This is a genomic window from Desulfospira joergensenii DSM 10085, from assembly GCF_000420085.1.
GTDB classification, from domain to species: Bacteria; Desulfobacterota; Desulfobacteria; order Desulfobacterales; family Desulfobacteraceae; genus Desulfospira; species Desulfospira joergensenii.
Genome location: NZ_ATUG01000002.1, coordinates 2129617 through 2146507, shown reverse-complemented (window position 1 = coordinate 2146507; position 16891 = coordinate 2129617). Strand labels below are relative to the sequence as shown.

Sequence of the window (16891 nt, the reverse complement as noted above, 5' to 3'; positions counted from 1 at the left end):
GGGTCCCCAAGGGGACAAGGATAAACAAAAATTTAAATTAGCATAATATTATATAAAACCAAGGAGCGTTGCAATGGCAGTAAACCCGGATATTAAAATTGTCGTGGCCGATGATTCAGGAACCATGCGCATCATGTTCAAGCAGATCCTCAAAAAGGCTGGATATGAAAACCTGGTAATGGCGGTGAACGGCGCAGACGGTTTGGAAAAGGTCAAATCCGAAAAGCCCGACCTGGTGGTCAGCGACTGGAATATGCCCCAGATGGACGGACTGGAGTTCCTGAAGGAACTGCGAAAGACCGAAGAGTTCAAGGATCTTCCCTTTATCATGGCTACGGCCCAGTCGGACAAGGGCCAGCAGATCGCCATCATGGAGGCCGGGGGAAGCGGTCATGTTCCCAAACCCTTTGACGAGAACCAGATCGGCCAAGCCATTGAAAAGGCATTTTCCGGGGAAACCCAGGACACGGCCAGAACCCCCAGGAAAAGAAGCGTAATCGGCGGGAAAGTCGAGCTCAACGTCGCCCATATCCAGATCACAGACCACCTTGCCCTGGGAGCTCTCAAGCACAGGATCGAGAACGGGGATGTGGAGCCCCAGCATTTTGACCTGACCACCAGCATGAAAGGCGGATGGAATCCCATCCAGGAAGGGCTTGAAACCGGGGAAATAGACTGTGCCTTTGTCCTTGCTCCCATTGCCATGGACCTTTTTGCCTATGATTCGCCCATCCGTCTGGTCCTGTACGCCCATAAGAACGGATCCACCTTTGTCCGATCCAGGCATTACGACCACAGGTTCGACTCCCTCCAGAGCTTCTACAAGTACAAGGTCGTGGACATTCCCCACAAGATGTCCGTCCATCATATGCTGGCCCACCAGTTTCTAAAGGAACTGGGACTCAAACCCGGGGTCCCCGGGAAAAAGGCCATCAACGTCCGGTTTGAGGTGGTTCCCCCGGTAAAAATGCCGGGCATCATGAAGGAAAACGAAGATGTGGCCGGATTCATGGTGGCCGAACCCGTGGCCACAAAGGCCATTGCCACCGAGGTCGGCAACCTTGAATTTTACTCTGCCACCCGCTGGGATGACCATCCCTGCTGCATCGTGGCCATGCAGGATGATTTTATCCAGAACCATCCCGAGGCAGCCCAGGAATTTGTATCCCTTCTCGTTGAAACCGGGGAATACATTGAAAACGATAAGGTCAGAGCCGCCGGAATCGCCGTGGAATTCCTCGACCCTGAAGGCAAACTGGGCCTCAACCCCGAGGTTCTGAAAAACGTTTTTTCCCAGCCCAAGGCCATCCATTGGGACGGGCTGTATCCCAATGCCAAAGACCTGGACAAAATTCAGAAGTACATGCACGATGTCATGGAAATCGGTAAAATAATCGATCTGGAAAAATTCATTGAGCCGGATTTCGCAAACAAGGCGTATAACCTCTAGGAGTCGCCCATGAAAATAACAGACCCTGACGTCATTAAAAGCGGAGAAAAAGACCTTATTGATGCGGTCAAGGAAGACCTGGACCTGGATGCCGTAAAAGACATCATCAAAAACAGGCTCACGGCCAGATCCCTTTCTTCAAAAGGGGGGCAGATCGTGGTCCATGACAACCAAGTGGCTTTCAGACTTGATTTTGATGTCCACTTGAGCGGCAGCCTGCTGTTTGACCGGGAGGGAAACCATATCCGTTCCTCCGAGGACATAGATTCGGAAGATTCCATGGACCAGGACCCGGACAGTGAAACGGAAAATAAGATTGATGAATCCGATGCCATGGACGGCAGTCTTGAATCAATGGATTTGGACGATCCCGGAGACGAAATGGATCCATTGTCCGAAAATGAAGATTCAGACGACCCTGCCCCTGTTGATGAGGATGAGGAAGAACTCCAGATTGATCTTCCGGACTACGGGCTGGAGGATGAACCCGGTGATGACGGCCAATCCCCTGCCCTGGAGGAATCAGATCCCCTGACACAGGAAACCGAAGACGGGGCAGACCAGGACCCGGAAGAGAACAGCCTGGAAAATATGGATCTGGAAGATGAAGAATTGCTCCAGGAGGAGGTTCTTGATGAGGATATCAATGATATCCTCAAAGAAAGCCGCGATTTCTGGGATCAGAAAAAAGAGTCCTGATTTCAGGAAGAATGCCCGGCAAAATCTTCGGCTTTTAACGGGAGGAGATCGTACCGGAACCCCGTCCCGATGAAGGGATAATCAATATGAATGAACTCATGGGGATCATGGACAATGACACGGGACTTGTCCGGGAGTGTTTCAATGATTTCCTGTCTGAATGGCCGGGTATGTTCAGGGAGATCAAGGCGGCAGGCCGGGCCGGGAAAGCCGGACATCTGAACCGGGCCGCCCACAGACTCAAGGGAATGCTCCGATATCTCACGGCGGAAAAAGCAGCCAGGGCAGCCAAGGCCCTTGAGTCTGCCCCAGGAGAAAAGGCCTTGAAAGGAATGGATTTGAAGCTCTCTCTTCTTGAAAAAGAGGGCCTGGACCTGGCCCGGCACATAAAAAATCATCCATAAACCCGGTTCACAGAAAAAAAGATCTCTTTGGGTTCCAGCCCCCGGGGTCAAGACTATACTTCAATCACCGTTCCCGTTCGAAAGGGTTTTACCCTGTCCCCCAGTTTCTCTTTCAAATACTCAAATGCAACCTGGCCTGTGCAATGCCCTGTATAAAAGACCGAAGTTTCAAAGGCACGGATTTCGTCCAGCAGCCGGTCCATCTCCTGTCTGGACTCTGTTTTTTTCCTGACTGGATTGTACAGGTGGAAACCGCCCAGAACCAGGTCGAAACGGTCAATTCCCGTCTCCTGCCTGACACTGCGCATCATATTGCCCAGGCCCGAATGGGAACAACCGGTAAGCAGGACATGCTTTCCCCCGGATTCCAGCACAAGGCAGATCTCATGGGAAAAATCATCCTGAACAAGTCTGCCGGCCCGGTTCTTTTTAAAAAGGCTGTGATTGCCCCTGGGGATAAACCCGGGTTTGCTGAAATCGGTAACCACCCGGATCTGATCGTTGACCTTTAGGCTGCCGGAGATGAACTCACACCGGTTTTTATCCATTTCATCCGGTTTCAGGCCGATGTTTTTTTTGATCACATGGAGTATTTTCGCGTAAAACTGGCCTGCAGCACCATCTTTTAAGATGATCCTGGCCTTGGAATTGACCCGTAAAAAATCCTTGATTCCCCCGCCGTGATCATAATGGCCGTGGGAGATGAAGGCCAGATCGACCCCGGACAGGTCAATGCCCAGGTCCCGGGCATTTTTGATAAAAGAATCATCCGGACCCGTATCAAAGAGGATATTTTGATCCTCCATTTCAATGTGCAGACTGATCCCGTGCCTGGACACGAGATTTTCCTTTTCAGCGGTGTTTTCCACCAGGGTGGTTATTTTCATTTCAGATCCCGGGCTCCTTGTGTATCGATTGATCTTTTCCCATCAATCCCGATAATGGAATGCAAAGTCAAGATCTAAATCGATCACGCAACAAAAAATATGCGATGCAGTAATTTTACTGCACTTTTTCCCGGGATCCGGAATAAGCCAAAAACCTTTCTTTTGCGGGCTGACCTGAACCCGGACACTCTTCATGGGAATTAAAGCCGGGATCAGAGACTGGCATGATTCTGGCTTATATATCCATGATGACTCGTGATGATGATTTTAGATTAAAGGCTATATAAAATATAACCTTAGGTAAAACTTCAGCCAAGGAATTTATTAAGGAGAGCAACAATGGCAAAAAGTTCTGTTTTCAGCGTATGCGGCATGTGTACGGTCCGCTGCCCCATCAAAGTACAGGTTCAAAATGGCCGGGTGTCCTTTATCGAAGGCAATCCCCATGTCCCTGCCATGAAAGGCGCTGTATGCCCCAGGGGCGCGGCCGGTACCGGCCTGATATACGACCATGAACGCCCCCAGACCCCCCTGATCCGGGAGGGAGAGCGGGGAGAGGGGAAATGGCGGAAAGCCAGCTGGGAAGAAGCTTTTGACCATGTGGCCGACCGTCTGGGACAGATCAAGGAGACCCATGGGGCCAGGGCCATCGCCTTTACGGACCGGGGAGGCCCTTTCCGGGACATTCACCGGGCATTCCTCAAAGGACTGGGAACCCCGAACTACAACAACCATGACTCCTCCTGTGCCAGAAACGTCCAGCACTCCGCCCTTTCCCTCACCGGGATGGGAAGAAAAGCCGTGGCCTATGATCTGAAGAACAGCAAACATGTGATCCTCCAGTTCCGGAATATCTTTGAATCCGTCAATGTCCAGGAGGTCAACAACCTCATGGATGCCATGGAAAAAGGATGCCGCCTTTCCGTCATCGACATCCGCTCCAATGTCTCGGCCTCCAAGGCCAATAATTTCATGAAAATCCGCCCGGGAACCGATTATGCCTTTAACCTGGCCGTCATCCACGAACTGATCCACAAGCGTCTTTACAATGATAAATTTGTCAGAAAGTATATCGAAGGCTTCAGGGATCTGGAGCAGTTTGTGGTTCCCTACACCCCGGAATGGGCGGAACAGGAAACCGGAATTCCGGCCGACACCCTGAAAAGCTTTGTCAAGGAGATTGCCGATGCCGCCCCTGCCGTGATCTGGCATCCGGGCTGGATGGCGGCCCGGTATAAGGACTCCTTTTATATCTGCCGTTCCATCTATATCATCAATGCCCTGCTGGGATCCTACGGCGCCAAAGGCGGACTTCCCTTTGTAAGCAAGCCCGGAGATGTGGGGGCAAAGGGCCTGAAAAAATTCATGGATCTATACCCCAAGCCCGAAGAAAAACGGGCCGACGGCATCGGCTGGAAATACAAACACTTTGAAGAGGGGCCGGGCCTTGCCCACCTGCTCTTTGAAGCCATGGAAACCGAAGATCCCTACCCGGTCAAAGCCTATATCGCCTACCGCCATGATCCCCTCATGGGATACCCGGATCCGGATCGGGTCAAAAAGATGTGGGACAAGCTGGACCTACTGGTTTCCGTCACCTTCAGCTGGTCAGACACAGCCTGGTATTCCGACGTTGTCCTGCCCCTGTCTCCCTATCTGGAGAGGGAAAGCATCATCGCCACCAAAAATGCCCTTAAGCCCCAGTTCTTTGTCCGGCGCCGGGCCGTGGATCCCTGCTATGACACCAAATCCGACTGGGAAATCGTCTCGGGCCTGGCCAAGCGTCTGGACCTGCCTGAACTGGCCTTTGAGACCCGGGAGGATGTCTGGAACTTCCAGCTTCAAGGCACTGGCCTCACCATAGAGGATTTTGATGAAAAAGGAATGGTCTCCCTGGCGGAAAAGCCCGTATATTTGGATTTTCAGGATTATAAGTTCAAGACCCCCAGCGGCAAGATCGAAATGATTTCCCAGAAACTGGAAGACAACGGAATCCCTTCCCTCAAGCCCTATGAATCCCCGAAAAAGCCGGAGGAAGGCGAATTCAGGATAACCTTTGGCCGGTGCGCCCTCCACACCCAGGGTCACACCGTGAACAACCCCATGCTCTATGAGCAGATGCCGGAAAATGTCCTCTGGATTCATACCCAAGAGGCGGAAAAACTGGGAATCTCAGACGGGGACACGGTCAACGTGAGCCAGGACGGTTACACGGAAACCATTAAGGCCAAGGTCACGGACATCATCCACCCCGAGGCTGTCTTTGTCATCCACGGTTTCGGCCACCGCCTGGAAGCCGAATCCCGGGCTTTCGGCAAAGGCCTGGCCGACAACAAGTTCATGAAAGGCGGAATGGATATCTGGGACAAGGCAGGCGGAGCCATTGCCTACCAGGAACATTTTGTCAAAGTGTCCAAAGCTTAGACCCGGGGTTAGGCCCATTCAATTTCCTGCCCCTTCTTTGCCAGCGGCCGGTCCTTTTCAGGACCGGCCGTTTTTTTCTCCGGCTGCTTGTAGCAGCAATAGAAATTTTAATTCTGATATTTCCGGGCTGTCAGGGAAATAATGTATAAAATTGAATCCTCATCGGGAAGTAGCAATCCCCAGATGTAGTGATGGAGCTAAAATTGAAAATCTGAGCTTTGATAGACACAATGCTCGCCTTTTTCGGGATTTAAACAGAGGAAGGCGTTAATATATTAAATTTATCTTGCCTTTCGTTGTCAGGGATGGTTAATCTTCAATTTAAATTGATTTTAAACATGTTATCCCGATAGATAAATAGGCATGAAGAATAAACGGAAACCACAGATAAACTTATTATCCGTTAAAATAGCTAAATCAGAATGATAAAAACCCTCGCAATCGGAAACTATAGATCTCTATTAAATTTAGTTATTCCCTTTGGGAGTCTAAACGTCATCACCGGTGAAAATGCCAGCGGTAAATCAAACTTATACAAGGCGCTAAGATTATTATCTGAAACAGCACAAGGTGGAGTGATAAATTCTTTGGCTAGGGAAGGAGGTCTAAAATCGACATTCTGGGCCGGACCAGAGAATATCACAAAGCGGATGCGTCAAGGAGAAGTAAAGGTTCAGGGAGGACCGAAAAAAAAAGCTGTCAGGTTACGCTTAGGTTTTTCCGGCGACGAATTCGGCTATTCCATTTCACTAGGATTGCCTACTCCTGGAAACTTGGGACCAACAGCTTTTGCTTTAGACCCAGAAATAAAGCAGGAATGCATCTGGGCTGGGAATGTATATCGACCGTCAAGTTCGTTAGTTGATCGGTCAGGGCCCGCAATAAAGGTTCGAACAAATCGAAGCTGGGAAGTTATTACGCAGCACGCCAGCAGTTTTGAAAGTATCTTCAGTCAAGCGGTTGACCCTGTAAAAGCACCTGAAATAGTAACGATGAAAGAAGAGATAAAAAGCTGGAGATTCTATGATCACTTTAGATCTGATTCGGAAGCACCGGCAAGATTACCCCAGCTCGGAACTCGCACACCCGTTCTTCATCATGATGGAAGAGACTTAGCAGCAGCTCTCCAAACAATTATGGAGATTGGAGATGTCGCAGCACTCGAAAATGCTATTGCCGATGGATTTCCGGGTGCGAGCTTAAGCATTCCGGTGCAAGAAGATGGGCGATTCAATGTAAACCTCCATCAAAATGGGTTGTTGAGGCCATTGTCCGGGGCGGAATTGTCAGATGGTACTTTGAGATATTTACTTTGGGTTGCCGCCCTTCTAACACCTAGACCACCCTCACTGATGGTACTGAATGAGCCAGAGACAAGCTTGCATCCCGATTTGCTTCCAGCACTTGCCAGGTTAATTATCCAGGCAGCAAAGAATACTCAGGTTTGGGTGATTTCACATGCCACCAGATTAATTGCCGCATTGGAAGATTCAAATGAATGTAATTCACTTCAATTAGAGAAAAGCCTGGGTCAAACGCAGGTGGTGGATCAGGGGTTATTGGATCAACCTTCATGGCATTGGCCCGACAAAAGTAAATGATTTTTTTCAATTTACCACACAGTAGACCAAGCACCGGTATGAAATGTCGTTTTGACCGGAGTTCTCTGAATACAACATGTTGTATCTGGGTTAATCTCAAAAAACACGAGCCCTAATAGACAGATTGCACACGTTTATTGCAAAAAATTCTAAAGATTCTCAGGCTTCGAAAATGGCTATCGAGAAAGTATATGCTGGCAATAATAAACCTCCATAAACTGGATTATACCAGTTCAGATAGGCAAAGGGCCCCCCTATCGCAAAGATCCAAACTAAGCAAGCCATTACCGAAATAAAAAGTTGAGCTTGCTTTTTCACTTTTTGCACACGCCAAAGGTACAAATAAGTACTTACAAGACAAAAAATCACTATAACCCAATAAATCCCTATTGGCGTTTTTTCCAAAGATCGAATCAACGAATCAAGAGTCATATATAAAGCTATTATCTCAGCAGGAATATATTTTAAGAGTCTTGATTTGTATTTATCTGGTTCCAAAGGTAACTCAGAAATTATCTCTGGAGAACTGTTCAACCCCAGATCTTCACTTGCTAATTTTTGAGAACCTTCCTCTGAGTCCTCGTAACTAACACTCTCGCCTTCAGGGCTTGTACGAATAGGAAATTTGAATCGCTTTATGACCCCATTCCTGAATTTACATGTCCACATGATGTCTTCTGTGTTCATCATAGGTATAAACCTGTTTTCAATCGACACAGAGGTATTATAATCATGTGATATTTTTTCTATCGATGCTTTCACGTCCTTTTTGCTGATGACTGTTCGTGCCATAAATTAATCCTTTCCACCGATAAGATAACTTTCCTATTCGCAATGACGTCAATACATAGCAAGCAAGGGGACAAAATACACGAGAAACACGGATTCGAACTGGAGCAAACAGAATATAAAAGTCTTTATCGTTAAAGAATTAGCGATTAAGCATGTAGATTTGAATAACAGTATTTTGAGATTGTGTAAACATATTTTAAATTCATTCAAAAAGAACAAACACCAAAAAAAGATTGAAATTTTTGAGATATAAAAAAGTTGAGGCTGTACTTTATCCTTGATAAAGGAATGAATCGGACAAATTATATACTTTATGTTACAATAATTGGAATAATAAAGTGCATTGTGGAAAGATTTTCCTTTCCACTTTTTAAATTCACAAAACAACGAAAGCTAAATGTGTTTTGATTATAATATCTTATAAAAAACATAATAGTTAGGCGTATTTATTGCATGGATAAATCAAGATTTTAATATAAAGATAGAGTACTATGATCACGGATAAATATTTATATTACAAATGTACAAACAATAACCTTCCTGGTAAAATTATTGTTCCATTTTTAGTACAGGTTGAAACTAAAAACTGGGAGCCTTTAAAAAAAATTCCTGATTTAAAAATTTTTTCCAAAATGGGTAAAATATTGGCCTGCACGGGCAGTTTGGATTCAATACGGTCCCTTGAACAAGATCCTCGCGTCATTAAAATAGAAGCAAGCAAATAGACGCAGGTGTGTTTTTTTTCTCGTTATATCGAATTAAGAAAGTCTTTTACACTCAGCACGCCAAATCCCATTTTTTGACAAAAATTCACACTTGAATTTTGAGCGGTATCTTTCAAAATTTTACGGATTTGTGCTGCAGATGGGACCGTATTTGGATCAATTTTCTGTTTACATGAGAAAGCTAAAGCGACTGCCCCTGAAACGTGTGGTGCGGCCATACTTGTACCTTGCATTGAGCATACCCCTCTATAAGTGTTACATTTTGCGGCGCATATGAGTTCACCAGGTGCGGATAAATCTGGTTTCTCTCTTCCATCTCTTGTGGGGCCAAGCGATGAAAAATTAGAAACCATAAAGGGCTTTTTCTCATTTTGGACAGACGCAACACAAAGAATCGACTCAGCAGTACCTGGAATACTAATTGTAGTCCCGTTTTCTTGATAGTTTCGAAACCGAATGGGTCTTTTATGCCTTCTCTCAATCCAAGCATCAATTGGCGTGTTTGTTTTTACTTTTTTGCTTTCAATTTCAAGTTCCCAAATTCCTTTCAGTATACCTCTTGTTGGACCAGGTTGGATAGAAATTGTCACTTTGCTATCACCGTTATCCAAATTGTAGCGTTCATACTCCATAAAAAATTCATTATTTGATTGTTTAAAAGTATCAGAAAAATTGTCGCCAGACCGTAATACAGGAGAAACCTTACCATTTGGATCTTTTAGCCTAAATTCAAATTCATCCGAAGAAGAAAACCACAACTCAATATAATCTTCCTGCCGATACACATCTTTAGATTCCCATTGCAAGAAATCTATTGTGTTGCTTAACAGCTTCAGTCTTGCATGACCATCCTCACCTCTTTCATTCCCAGCAGATTTCACAATAATACGCCCTCGTTTTCTACCAAAACCAGAAAAGGAATCAAATGAAGCTTCCAATGCTGATTTCCCGTCGTGTGCCCCAGCACTCATCCCTTGGCTCAGATTGACTACAACTGGTAATTTTATTTTAGCTGCAAATTCTTCTATATATTGTAGTGCTGTTTGATGTTCAATCGAATACCCCAAACTCTTTGGGTCTCCTGGGTTGACTCTGATATAATTATTAGTTTTAACAATAAGCAACTTAGCTTCAGGGGCGACGCCTCCAGGAAACGTTTTACTACAACTACCTGCAGCAATGCTAGCAACATGTGTCCCATGACCATCTGTGTCTCTTCCCAAATTATTGGGCACGTTATTCTTTTTTATGTATTTATTAATATCTTTTTCGGTATGAATGGTTCCAAAAGTCTGCCCTAATCCTGCTAAATTTTTTAGCAAAGGGCCGGTACCGCTATCATCGGTTTGATCCCATATTTCCAAAATTCGGGTGTTACCCCTTGAATCTATAAAAGCCTCATGTAAAATATCAATTCCTGAATCTATTATTGCTATAATTGATTGATCTCCTTTTTCAGATAGTGGTGGAGATAAAATAGTATCTGCCTGAATAAATAGTTTAGATTTATCTAATTCTAATCCTCCTCCTACTCGACTCGCATTTATTGAAATGACTTCTTGATCTTCTTCTAATGCATATAACGTGGAGCGTGACCCCAGGCAGGCAAGGACCACACCCAATCGAGAAATGATTTTGAGATCTGGAATACCTTCAGGCTTCCATCCCTTTGATTTAACTCTCATTAAAAATGGAATCATCAGATTGTTTATCCTTGAATTTTCACCGAACGATTCTATTTTCTGCTCTTTCATTTTGTAAAGTAAGTATCTATCTATTTTATTCATTTGATTTATCCTCATGTCATTTAAGCTTTGAAGAAATATCAATGGTTAAATCATTAGCTGTTTGCCTAATGAACACAACAGATTACAAGCTAATATAAACGAACCGTAAAATTCTACAGACAGAATTGAATATCATTTTTCGGCACAGATGAAAAAAAATAAGAACAGGATGTAACAGTACCCAAAATTTTTATCGAATAATAAAACTGATGTCAATAGAGGGTAATTAATGCCTATAAATAACAGAAGATAATGCTTTAACAGGCAGGGTTTTTGCGTTAATCATTGATGTGCTAAGAGATTTTATATTCATAGTTTCAGGCGGTGCGAGAAAATGTCATAGATTCCCCTGTTCGAAAATGTGGCTGAGTAAAAAGCCGATCAGTTAAATATTCCTGAATCAATTTTATCCTGTCCAAGTGTGCACTTATGGTATGATTGATCGCTTTTTCTGAAATTGCCCAACCACAAGATCTGGTGGTTGTGCCAAACAACCAAAATTCAGGTTTATTGGAGAGTAACCTTACCTTATCGTTTTTTGAAAGGTCATTGTTAGGAATACTTGGAGAATATCTGTGAATAACTCAGATGGGCGCAGATTATTTTCATGTATTTTATCTGAGTTCATCTGTGTAATCTGCGGATTAATTTTTCCCGATCTATAGAGTACAAATCCGAAAGAAAAAGACCATTCCAACTCCGGCTGTTGAGAGCCGCAGCTCCGCAGGGTGAACGATTCTGACAGGCTCTAATCAGCACTTTTCCGAAAGGGAAAAACTCACTTCGTTCAAACAATTCCCCTTTTTCGCAGAAAAGCGCAGCCAAGAGCCTGTAAAGAATCCCACCCGATGTCTCCGCTAGGGCCCTCAACAGCCTCCCCGACAGCATGGCCTTTGAAGAGGATTGATTTTTAGCCTGCCAGGAGGGTCAGGCAGGGGGAGGCAAGGGGTTGAAGCGGCTTAAAAGACCGAGATTCCAGGACGGATAAAGCACGGGCTTTTCAGCTTCATCTGCTCCCATGGACGGGAGCAGATGATTTAGCGGAACACTCCTTGCCTCTCCCTGCCGGGTTATGCCGATCCCTCTGACCTGTATCTGGCTTTGCTGAAAGGGAAACACCGGCGCGGTCTTGATACCGATTTTGAGTTGACAAAAAAGGCTGTAAAAGCATATTTGAGGCAGTTGGGTTGAATCTTACCGGACTGGTGTTCCGGTCCTGATTCCTGCAAACCAAAGGAGGCGATTATGACTGAAGCCACGATTAAAGCCCTTGAGAACCTGAGGGACCTGTCCATGCTCAAATGGTATGTCATTCCCCTGCTGGCCATCGTTTTCTACATCTATACGCGGGAGATCAAGGAGGCCAGGCAGACCCGGAACTGGGATGCTGTGCTTGCCGGCCTGACCATATTCGGGATGGATTTTTTCAATGAGACCTGGAATTCCTGGGTCATGGTGCTCTCGGGCCGGGCCGCCTTCTGGACCACCCCCGGGGAGACGGCTCTGAGGACCCTGGTCGGCTGGAACATTGAAATCATGTTCATGTTCTCCATCATGGGCATTGTCTACTATCATTCCCTGAATCCGGACAGAAAAGCAAAGATCCTAGGGATTCCGGATATGTGGTTCTGGGCGATCGGCTATTCCGCTTTCAGCGTATTTATCGAGTGCTTTCTCAATATGGGAGGTCACCTGGTCTGGGAGTATCCTTTCTGGGAAAGGTCCTTTCAAGGAGTCTGGCTGATCTTTCTCATCGGCTATTTCCATTTTTTCTGCGCCGCCATCTTTGTCATCACACGGAAAGCCATGAAGACCAAGATCATCACCATCGGTTTTATTTATGCGGTTCCCATTGTCATGAATATCCTGGGTCTTGGGGTGTTCCATTGGAATTATTAGAGAGAAGAATTTTTAAAACCAGAAACAGATCCATACCGGATTCTATTCAAGCAGATAGGCCACGATGTCCCGGGGGGATTTCCGTTGGAAAAGCCTGAGTCCGGCAGACTTGGCTTCTGATGAGGAGTCAGGATCCAGGGAATCGTCGGTGACAAGGGCCCTGACTCCCTCAACCTTTGTGAACAGGGGAGGACGACCGGCCTCTTTCCGCCACATCTCGATTTTGGGATAGGGGCCGCTGATCCAGCCTTCGATCAGCACCATATCCAGATTCTGATACAATGGGTTTTCCAGGAACATCTGAGGTGTGGGCTTTGAATTCCCCCGGGACAGGGGAAGATAGATGGCGGCCATGTCCCCGGCCATCATGGTCACGGGTGAGGCTCCTGCCTTTCTGTGGCAGAAGGAATCCTTGCCCGGCTTGTCCAGTTCATGGACATGGGCGCTGTGCTTGATGCTCCCCACCCGGATCCCCTGCCGGACCAGTTCGCTGATGAGATCCACCATCAGGGTGGTCTTGCCTGATCCGGGCTGGCCGATGATATGGAAGGGCTTCACTAGCCGGCCTTTCCAAAGGAGCAGGCCGGGAACCTGCAGGTGGGGCAGTTGAGGCAGAGGCCGCCGTGGCAGAGGGTTGCCAGATCCTTTTTACCGGGATGTTCTCCGGCCATGATCCTGGGAAAGATCAGGTCAAACACGGTGATCCGGTGGTAGAGGCCGCAGGCCGGCAGCCCCATGACAGCCTTGTCTCCCCGGTATCCCAGAAGAAACATGGCACCGGGCAGCACAGCGGCTGAATAATGGACTTCGTCAAAACCGGCATCTTCTATCCCGGCCCGGGTCACATCATCGGGATCAACAGACATGCCGCCGGTGGTGATGATCAGGTCTGTATCCTTTTCCAGAAAGGTTTTGACCTGGGAGGCGATCCTGTCCCGGTCATCGGGCAGGATAACCGATTCTTCCAGACTGGCCCCCAGGGCCGCGGCCTTTTTCTCCACGATCTCCCGGAACCGGTCTTTGATCAGCCCCTTATAGACTTCATTTCCCGTGATAATGAGGCGGATCTTCAAGGGATTAAACATCTGGACGGAAAAGACCGGGTAATTTTCCCGGGCAATGGCCGTGGCCCGGTCCAGTTCTTCCTGCTGGATCACCAGGGGGATGGCCCGGGTGGCGGCAAGGCTCTGGCCGTTTTCAACGGCGGTGTTGTTGTGGATGGATGCACAGACCACGTCCTGGGTCATATTGAATTGGGTGAGCCCCTCCACGTTGACCTTGAAAAGACCGGGATAGGCGGCTCTCAGTTCCAGTTTTCCCTCACTGGGGGAGCCGGAAAAGATGACGCCGGGACCGGCCAGGGCAGAGGCCAGTTCATAGACCGCATCATCCTCGTGGACCTGGCCCTCCTCAAGATCAAGGACATAGAGATGATTTTTCCCCATGCGCATGAGCCGGCAGACATCGGAAGACTCTATCTTGTGCCCTTTTTTGAATGCAGGGCCTTTAAACTTGCCCGGAATGATCTGGGTCATATCGTGGGCAAGGGTGGTTCCCACCGCCTCTTCCACAGGAATGGTTTTAAAGGGCAGGGTTTTGGCTGCCCTGTGCTCTGCGTCTTGGCACATTCTCTTTTCCTTGTTCATTTATCGGTTGAAAATAGGATCCCAGGCCGCAGGGTCTGCAGAGGATCTCATTGTTTTTCATGATTTCCCGCTTGTCCCTGACCATCTGTCCGCACCGGGCGCAGACCGCCTTGAACCGGGTGGGACCGGGCATGTCACAGGCAGGGACATCCACCCGGACCTCCTCAATGTCAAACAGCTCTTCAATGCTCATCCTCTTGTAGGCTTCCATCTGCCGGCCCCGCTTATCCGGGATTTCCGGGGCAAGGACAAGGGCCAGTTCCCTGGCCTCTTCCCTGGAAACGATGCGGAAGGCCCTGCCCGACTCAAGGTTGACAAAGGTGGCCGCCATGATGCCGTTGTCCACGAACTTGAGGGAGCGCCTGCCCAGCTTTGCCCCGGTAACATAGGAGATGGCATCGGCAGCACACCGGTCCATTTCCACATAAACCAGGAGTTTCTTGATCTGGGGCAGGATGCTGGGCTCGTCCAGCCCGATGAGGCGGCATCCTTCCATGGCCATTTTCACCCCCACCACCTGGCCCGGACAAAGGTGGCCGTGGGCCTCGCCCGAGCCTTTCAAAAGGGTTTCAAAATCTTTCATTTATATTTCCGTTTCCATGATTCCATATGCTGAATCGACCTTATGTTAAAATTAACATAAGGTCAAGTTAAAACTCTGATTTACCAAAGAAATTTTGCCTTTTTACCTGAAAAACATATACATTCCGGCCCGGACATTGTATGTATGTCAGGTGGATGGGATGAAGGTGTTCAAACTGAAGGATGAAAGATTCCGGGTGAGACCCTTTAGTCTTCAGGCTAAATACCCAAATGGAGATACAAAATTTTTTATGCAGATTCGATCCAGTCAGCTCCTGGTCAATGACGACGGGAATATCATCATGGGGACCGGCAGGATGACCATCCTGGAAACCCTTGACCGGACCGGTTCCATCAACAAAACCGCCAAAGAGCTGAACATGTCTTACAAGACCGTCTGGAGCAAGATTAAATCCACTGAAGAGAATTTCGGAAAGGCCGTGGTCCTGGCCGACAGAAAAAAGGGAACCCGGCTGACCTCAGAGGGAAGGTCCCTGCTGGAGACATACAGGGAACTCAAACAACGCTGCATCCGGGAAGATGACCGGATTTTTGACGAGATCTTTCAAAAAAAGAATCCGGATCACCTGTAGTCTGCGGCATCGATGTTATACCGCTTCATGATCTGCTGCAATGCCTGACGGTCCATGCCGCACTGCTTGGCCGCCTGGGTGATATTGCCCTGGGACATGGACAGCTTGGCCCCGATATAATCGTGATTGAACCGGTTCAGGATATTTTCCTTTGCCTCCTTATAGGCCAGGTTGGATACGCTGCCCGTATCCAGGCATTCGTCTTTCCGGCCCATGTCGTTAATCATGATGTCGGATTTGGAAATGCGGTCCTCTTTTGAATAGAGAATGGCCTGGATCAGGACATTTTCAAGTTCCCGGACATTTCCGGGCCAGGGCTGTTTCATTAAAAAATCCATGGCTTCCCGGGACATCTCCTTGGGACTTTTATTGAACTTTCTGCAATGCCGCGCCACAAGATGCTCTGTGATCAAAGGAATATCGTCGATCCTATCCCGCAGGGGGGGCAGTTCAATGGGAAGGACATTGAGCCGGTAAAAGAAATCCTCCCGAAACTCATTGTCGGCAATTTTCTGCTTCAGATCCCGGTTGGTGGAGGCAATGATCCTGACATCCACCTTCTTGACCTTGGTATCTCCCAGGGGCTTGATCTCTTTTTCCTGGAGAACCCGTAAAAGCTTGGTCTGGATACTGGGTCCGATGTCCCCGATTTCATCCAGAAAAATCGTTCCCTTGTCCGCCTCCTGGAAAAGCCCCTGCTTGTCCCCTGCGGCATTGGTAAAGGCCCCCTTTTTATATCCGAACAACTCACTCTCCAGGATATGCTCCGGAATGGTGGGGCAGTTCACCGGGACATAGGAATTGTCTTTCCGGGAACTCTGGGCATGAATGGCCCGGGCGGTCAGGTCCTTACCCGTGCCGGACTCCCCGGTTATCAGCACGGTCACATCCGAGGAGGCCACCAGTCGGATCTGATCAAACACCCGCTGCATGGGGGTACTCTTCCCGATGATCTCAAAGGTGGAGTCCTGGTTTTCCCTTAACAGGCGCTTGTTCTCCCGGATGAGCAGGCTTCTTTCCAGGGCTTTCCGGATTTTAAAGATGATCTCTCCCTGTTCAAAGGGCTTGGGGATGAAATCATAGGCGCCCCTTTTTATGGCTTTGACCGCGGATTCGATATTTCCGAATGCCGTCAGCATGACAACGGTCAGGTCCGGATATTTTTTTCTGATGCTCTCCAAAAGTTCAAACCCGTCCATGCCCGGCATCCGGATGTCGCTGATCACCAGGTCAAACTCTTCCTGCTCCAGGATGGACAGGGCCATTGCTCCTGAAAAGGCCATGGCCACTTTACAGTCGATTTCAGGCTCAAGGGTTCTCTGGAGCAGCCGGGTCATGTCTTTTTCGTCGTCAACTGCCAGTATATTTGCCTTCATTCTCATCCTCTGGTTTTCTTAAACCA

The 16891-nt window shown here is 47.7% G+C and carries 15 protein-coding genes; 8 read left to right on the top strand and 7 right to left on the bottom strand.

The window, feature by feature from the left end:
* Window positions 1-73: 73 nt before the first annotated feature.
* From F608_RS0122805 to F608_RS0122795, 3 genes are all read left to right on the top strand, one after another.
* Window positions 74-1450: a response regulator gene (locus F608_RS0122805; protein ID WP_022668031.1), complete on the top strand. Its 1377-nt coding sequence runs from the start codon at window positions 74-76 to the stop codon at window positions 1448-1450.
* Window positions 1451-1459: 9 nt separating this feature from the next.
* Entirely contained in the window at window positions 1460-2149 is a 690-nt protein-coding gene (locus F608_RS0122800; RefSeq protein WP_022668029.1) for a hypothetical protein, read from the top strand.
* Between the two features lie 86 nt (window positions 2150-2235).
* Window positions 2236-2553: an Hpt domain-containing protein gene (locus F608_RS0122795; protein WP_022668028.1), complete on the top strand. Its 318-nt coding sequence runs from the start codon at window positions 2236-2238 to the stop codon at window positions 2551-2553.
* 53 nt (window positions 2554-2606) lie between these two features.
* Here the strand turns inward: F608_RS0122795 and F608_RS0122790 are convergent, their stop codons facing one another.
* Window positions 2607-3440, bottom strand: a complete 834-nt coding sequence (locus tag F608_RS0122790) for an MBL fold metallo-hydrolase (protein ID WP_022668027.1) — start codon at window positions 3438-3440, stop codon at window positions 2607-2609.
* A 339-nt stretch (window positions 3441-3779) separates the two neighbouring features.
* On the opposite strand from F608_RS0122790, the gene F608_RS0122780 reads away from it, so the two are divergent.
* A complete protein-coding gene (locus F608_RS0122780; RefSeq protein ID WP_022668025.1) occupies window positions 3780-5864 on the top strand; it encodes a molybdopterin-dependent oxidoreductase in 2085 nt (694 codons plus the stop codon).
* A 422-nt stretch (window positions 5865-6286) separates the two neighbouring features.
* Complete coding sequence (locus F608_RS0122775; protein WP_022668024.1) at window positions 6287-7465, top strand: AAA family ATPase; 1179 nt, start codon at window positions 6287-6289, stop codon at window positions 7463-7465.
* A 159-nt stretch (window positions 7466-7624) separates the two neighbouring features.
* Here the strand turns inward: F608_RS0122775 and F608_RS37200 are convergent, their stop codons facing one another.
* Window positions 7625-8257, bottom strand: a complete 633-nt coding sequence (locus F608_RS37200) for an adenylylsulfate reductase subunit beta (protein ID WP_022668023.1) — start codon at window positions 8255-8257, stop codon at window positions 7625-7627.
* Window positions 8258-8748: 491 nt separating this feature from the next.
* Here F608_RS37200 and F608_RS0122765 point away from each other — a divergent pair, with 491 nt between their 5' ends.
* Entirely contained in the window at window positions 8749-8982 is a 234-nt protein-coding gene (locus F608_RS0122765) for a hypothetical protein (RefSeq protein ID WP_022668022.1), read from the top strand.
* 23 nt (window positions 8983-9005) lie between these two features.
* Here the strand turns inward: F608_RS0122765 and F608_RS0122760 are convergent, their stop codons facing one another.
* Window positions 9006-10769: a S8 family serine peptidase gene (locus F608_RS0122760; RefSeq protein ID WP_022668020.1), complete on the bottom strand. Its 1764-nt coding sequence runs from the start codon at window positions 10767-10769 to the stop codon at window positions 9006-9008.
* Window positions 10770-12014: 1245 nt separating this feature from the next.
* On the opposite strand from F608_RS0122760, the gene F608_RS0122755 reads away from it, so the two are divergent.
* Window positions 12015-12668, top strand: a complete 654-nt coding sequence (locus F608_RS0122755) for a hypothetical protein (protein WP_022668019.1) — start codon at window positions 12015-12017, stop codon at window positions 12666-12668.
* Between the two features lie 42 nt (window positions 12669-12710).
* Here the strand turns inward: F608_RS0122755 and mobB are convergent, their stop codons facing one another.
* Genes mobB through F608_RS33045 form a run of 3 tightly spaced genes read right to left on the bottom strand, consistent with a single transcriptional unit; the run spans window position 12711 to window position 14897 of the window.
* On the bottom strand, window positions 12711-13226 hold the full coding sequence (gene mobB, locus F608_RS33050) for a molybdopterin-guanine dinucleotide biosynthesis protein B (protein WP_022668018.1): 516 nt from the start codon (window positions 13224-13226) through the stop codon (window positions 12711-12713).
* Window positions 13226-14296 (bottom strand): molybdopterin-binding protein, encoded by a 1071-nt coding sequence (locus F608_RS0122745; protein WP_022668017.1) that lies wholly within the window; start codon window positions 14294-14296, stop codon window positions 13226-13228. Before F608_RS0122745 ends, mobB begins: the two co-directional genes overlap by 1 nt.
* A complete protein-coding gene (locus F608_RS33045) occupies window positions 14250-14897 on the bottom strand; it encodes an FmdE family protein (protein WP_022668016.1) in 648 nt (215 codons plus the stop codon). The genes F608_RS0122745 and F608_RS33045 overlap by 47 nt, the downstream gene beginning before the upstream one ends.
* A gap of 250 nt (window positions 14898-15147) precedes the next feature.
* Here F608_RS33045 and F608_RS35255 point away from each other — a divergent pair, with 250 nt between their 5' ends.
* Window positions 15148-15489 carry a winged helix-turn-helix domain-containing protein gene (locus tag F608_RS35255; protein WP_161626890.1) on the top strand — a complete coding sequence of 114 codons (342 nt, stop codon included), beginning with the start codon at window positions 15148-15150 and terminating at the stop codon, window positions 15487-15489.
* On the opposite strand, the gene F608_RS0122730 is transcribed toward F608_RS35255, so the two are convergent.
* Entirely contained in the window at window positions 15480-16865 is a 1386-nt protein-coding gene (locus tag F608_RS0122730; protein ID WP_022668014.1) for a sigma-54-dependent transcriptional regulator, read from the bottom strand. The genes F608_RS35255 and F608_RS0122730 overlap by 10 nt on opposite strands.
* Between the last annotated feature and the right edge of the window lie 26 nt (window positions 16866-16891).

What these genes read in the sequence shown, in the direction of transcription:
- F608_RS0122775 (WP_022668024.1), top strand. Translation starts at nt 6,287, where the DNA reads ATGATAAAAACCCTCGCAATCGGAAACTATAGATCTCTATTAAATTTA.
- F608_RS0122760 (WP_022668020.1), bottom strand. Translation starts at nt 10,769, where the DNA reads ATGAATAAAATAGATAGATACTTACTTTACAAAATGAAAGAGCAGAAA.
- F608_RS0122755 (WP_022668019.1), top strand. Translation starts at nt 12,015, where the DNA reads ATGACTGAAGCCACGATTAAAGCCCTTGAGAACCTGAGGGACCTGTCC.
- F608_RS35255 (WP_161626890.1), top strand. Translation starts at nt 15,148, where the DNA reads ATGCAGATTCGATCCAGTCAGCTCCTGGTCAATGACGACGGGAATATC.
- F608_RS37200 (WP_022668023.1), bottom strand. Translation starts at nt 8,257, where the DNA reads ATGGCACGAACAGTCATCAGCAAAAAGGACGTGAAAGCATCGATAGAA.
- F608_RS0122800 (WP_022668029.1), top strand. Translation starts at nt 1,460, where the DNA reads ATGAAAATAACAGACCCTGACGTCATTAAAAGCGGAGAAAAAGACCTT.
- F608_RS33045 (WP_022668016.1), bottom strand. Translation starts at nt 14,897, where the DNA reads ATGAAAGATTTTGAAACCCTTTTGAAAGGCTCGGGCGAGGCCCACGGC.
- F608_RS0122795 (WP_022668028.1), top strand. Translation starts at nt 2,236, where the DNA reads ATGAATGAACTCATGGGGATCATGGACAATGACACGGGACTTGTCCGG.
- F608_RS0122765 (WP_022668022.1), top strand. Translation starts at nt 8,749, where the DNA reads ATGATCACGGATAAATATTTATATTACAAATGTACAAACAATAACCTT.
- F608_RS0122805 (WP_022668031.1), top strand. Translation starts at nt 74, where the DNA reads ATGGCAGTAAACCCGGATATTAAAATTGTCGTGGCCGATGATTCAGGA.
- F608_RS0122745 (WP_022668017.1), bottom strand. Translation starts at nt 14,296, where the DNA reads ATGTGCCAAGACGCAGAGCACAGGGCAGCCAAAACCCTGCCCTTTAAA.
- F608_RS0122790 (WP_022668027.1), bottom strand. Translation starts at nt 3,440, where the DNA reads ATGAAAATAACCACCCTGGTGGAAAACACCGCTGAAAAGGAAAATCTC.
- F608_RS0122730 (WP_022668014.1), bottom strand. Translation starts at nt 16,865, where the DNA reads ATGAAGGCAAATATACTGGCAGTTGACGACGAAAAAGACATGACCCGG.
- F608_RS0122780 (WP_022668025.1), top strand. Translation starts at nt 3,780, where the DNA reads ATGGCAAAAAGTTCTGTTTTCAGCGTATGCGGCATGTGTACGGTCCGC.